Source organism: Microvirga sp. P4_G7 (assembly GCF_056401005.1).
In genome coordinates this window covers 1-3,283 of sequence record NZ_JBFUKD010000438.1, presented here as the reverse complement: position 1 = coordinate 3,283, position 3,283 = coordinate 1, and the positions used below count along the sequence as shown (strand labels likewise).

The 3,283-nt window shown below is 62.2% G+C and carries 3 protein-coding genes; 1 reads left to right on the top strand and 2 read right to left on the bottom strand.

Annotated features, from left to right (window positions below; all coding sequences use genetic code 11):
• Positions 1-1,041, top strand: a 1,041-nt coding sequence (locus tag AC1DT3_RS15980; protein WP_477466229.1) for an efflux RND transporter permease subunit, incomplete at its 5' end; no start/stop codon positions are given.
• Positions 1,042-1,047: 6 nt separating this feature from the next.
• On the opposite strand, the gene AC1DT3_RS15975 is transcribed toward AC1DT3_RS15980, so the two are convergent.
• Positions 1,048-2,493, bottom strand: a complete 1,446-nt coding sequence (locus AC1DT3_RS15975; protein WP_477466228.1) for a M20/M25/M40 family metallo-hydrolase — start codon at positions 2,491-2,493, stop codon at positions 1,048-1,050.
• Positions 2,494-2,545: 52 nt separating this feature from the next.
• A partial coding sequence (locus AC1DT3_RS15970; RefSeq protein WP_477466227.1) for an ABC transporter substrate-binding protein occupies positions 2,546-3,283 on the bottom strand: 738 nt, incomplete at its 5' end.

Genomic DNA, 3,283 nt, shown 5'->3' with positions numbered 1-3,283 from the left:
AATCTGACCGGTGTCTTCACGACGTTCTCGGCGAGCTCACCGCAGGTCTATCTCGATATCGATCGCGTCAAGGCGCAGATCCTCAACGTTCCGATCGCAAACATCTTCGAAACGCTGCAGGTCAACCTCGGGACGGCCTATATCAACGATTTCAACTTTCTCGGTCGTGTCTGGCAGGTGCGGGCGCAGGCGGACCAGCAATATCGCGTGGATCAACGGGATATCAACCGATTGCGCGTCCGCTCGTCGACGGGAGCACTCGTTCCGCTCGGAACGCTCGTTGAAATGCGCGAAGTGACGGGTCCCGAACTAATCCAGCGCTACAACATGTATACGTCGGTTCCTCTCCAGGGCGACGCCGCACCCGGTGTATCCTCCGGGACGGCGCTCGACACGATGGAGACGCTCGCCCGCGAGACGTTGCCGCAAGGCATGACCTATGAGTGGACCGAACTGGCGTTCCAGGAACGCCAGACCGGCAATACGGCAATATTCGTCTTTGCGCTTTCGGTGCTCTTCGTCTTTCTTGTATTGGCGGCGCAATATGAAAGCTGGTCGCTTCCGATCGCGATCATCCTCGTCGTTCCGATGGCAGTGCTGTCTGCCCTCATCGGAGTCATGATCCGTGGAATGGACAACAATATCCTCACACAGATCGGCCTTGTGGTGCTCGTCGGCCTCGCGGCGAAGAATGCGATCCTGATCGTCGAGTTTGCGCGGCAGGCGGAAGAGGAGCGTCACCTCGATCCCATCGCGGCGGTCGTAGAAGCGTGCCGGCTGCGCCTGCGTCCGATCCTCATGACGTCGTTCGCCTTCATTCTCGGCGTCGTTCCGCTCGTCATCGCGACAGGGCCCGGGGCGGAGATGCGCCAGTCGCTCGGCACAGCCGTGTTCGCCGGCATGCTGGGCGTGACGGTCTTCGGACTTTTCCTGACACCCGTGTTCTACGTGACGATCCGCAGCATATCCCAATGGATCGACCGAAAGCTTGGAAAGCCTACACGCGCCGCGGCAGAAGTGGCGTCGCATCCGGCGGAATGAACGCGCTCAGCCGCGCTGTTGGTCACTATCCGCTTTCGCGTCGGCGAATTCGAACAGAAAGCTCGCCATGGATTTCATGAAGAGCAGAGCGTCGTCGACATTGACGTATTCATTGGGAGCGTGAGGCCCGCCGCCGTGCCCGAGACCGCCGTAGATCCACGGGATGCCGAGGATTTCCGAGAAGAGGAACAAGGGCGCCGCGCCCGCATGCATCGGGTAGATCATGAGTTCGCCGCCATGCTTCCGGCAAGCCTCGATCATCGCCTGGGCCAGCGGCTCCCGGTGCGAGCATTTCGATGCCTTGTAGCTGTAATGAGTGATCATCTCCACATGCGGATACCCCTCGCGGTCGAGGTGCTCGCGAATTAACCGCAGCGCCTTCTCCACGTCGACGCCAGGCACGACCCGGAAATCGCAGAACGCCCGAGCCATTCGGGGCACCTGCGTCGGCGGCACCTCGTCGTCCTTGAGGCGTCCCGCTTCAATTCCGTCGATGTTCATCGTGCAACTGAACAGAAGGCGCTCGATCATCGCGCGGACAGGTTCGTCCGTCTTGAAGCGGCGGACCTTGAGCTCGCGCCGCCAAACATCTGAATCGAGCTTCGACGCCACCTCGTCCATCAGTGCGTGATCGTCCGCCGTCGGTGGCGGCACGAGGGCGTCGAGGCCTGCGATCGCGACGCGGCCGTTGTGATCGACCAACGATCTCAGCGCGCCGATCAGTTCCCAGCATGGATTGGCAACAAGGGCCTGCCAGGAGCCGTGAATTTCACCCTCCACCGGTCCGCCCCAGTCGCCCCCGGCGACGCGGAACTCCAGCATGTTCACGCCTTTGAAGCCCAGGCGGAGAATGTGCTGTCCCTCGATGTTGGTGCCCATGTAAGGGAGCAGCGCGCCGTCGCATTGCGAGAGCGTTTCCTTGTTGTCCCTCAGGTAGCCCGGCAAGGTCCGGCTGCCGACTTCTTCCTCGCCCTCGATCATGAAGCGCAGGTTCACCGGCAACTCCACGCCCGCCTCCTTGAAGGCGTGGATGGCGCACAGCGTTCCGACGAGCGGCGTTTTGGAGTTGAAGGCGCCTCGGCCCACGAGTCTTTTGCGCCCGTCCGGTCCTTCGACGATCGAGGGTTCGAAGGGAGGGGTCTCCCATCCCGGCTGGTCGCTCGCCGGCATGACGTCATACAGGTCGTAGATGAGGAGCGTCGGCTTGCCGTCGCCCGCATGAAGATAGCCCTCGACGAGCGGCCAATCGACGCCCGGAACTTGGCGCGCTTCCGCGCCGAGCCCGCGGATGTATGACTCGACCCACGCCGCCATCTCCGCCATGCCGTCGCCGCTGCGGCTCACGCTCGGCTGCGATATGGCGGCTTTGATGTCGTTCAGATAGCCATCAAAGCCGTTCTCGATCTGCGCGATGACACGCGCTTCACCGGACGACTGATTGTCGAACTTCATGATGCTCTTCACTTACTCATGAGTGTCTTCGAGGCGAGGTGGCGGACCGTGGTCACGTCAATTCGAAAGCGAAGATGAACTCATCGGCGCGCGGTTTCCATCCTACCTTGTCCGTCGCTCCGTGGAGATACGTGTAACAGAACAGCGGCACCGACATCACATCTTCATCGAGTCGCTTCACCACCGCGCCGACGGCCGCCGCGCGTTCTGCGTCGCTCGCCGTCTGATACGTCTTCGCCAGCAGACCGTCCATGGTCTGGTCCTTCCAAGGCGAGCCGAGACCTCCCGACAGATAGAAGGCGTCGAGCTGGGGCACCGGATCGAACCAGGCATTCCCTTGCACCTGAAGGAAGACGGGCGACGCGCGTCCCGATTTGATATCGGACACGTAGGTGCCGAATTCCGTGACCCGTGCTTTCGCGTCGAGTCCGGCGCGGCGCAACTGGGCGGCGACGGCGGATGCAAGTTCGCGGTCGAGAGGGAAGCGCCCCGAGGGGCCTCCGACTTCCACAGACGCACCCTTYAGGCTCAGGTCCTCGACCAGTTTTTTGGCCGCATCCAGTTGATACGCGTAGCCCTCGGGCATGCTGGTGGGGAGGTTCTGGATCGCCGGGGCGAAGATGGAGCCGACGGGTTGTCCCAGCCCCTTGACGAGACCCTTCATCAGCTCGTCCCGATTGACCGCTGACGCCACGGCCTTGCGGAACTGAGGCTTGTCCGCGGGAGCGGCGGCCGGATTGAAATTCAGGACGGCGACGCGGCTCGTGGATTGCTCGAGCACCCGGAAGCC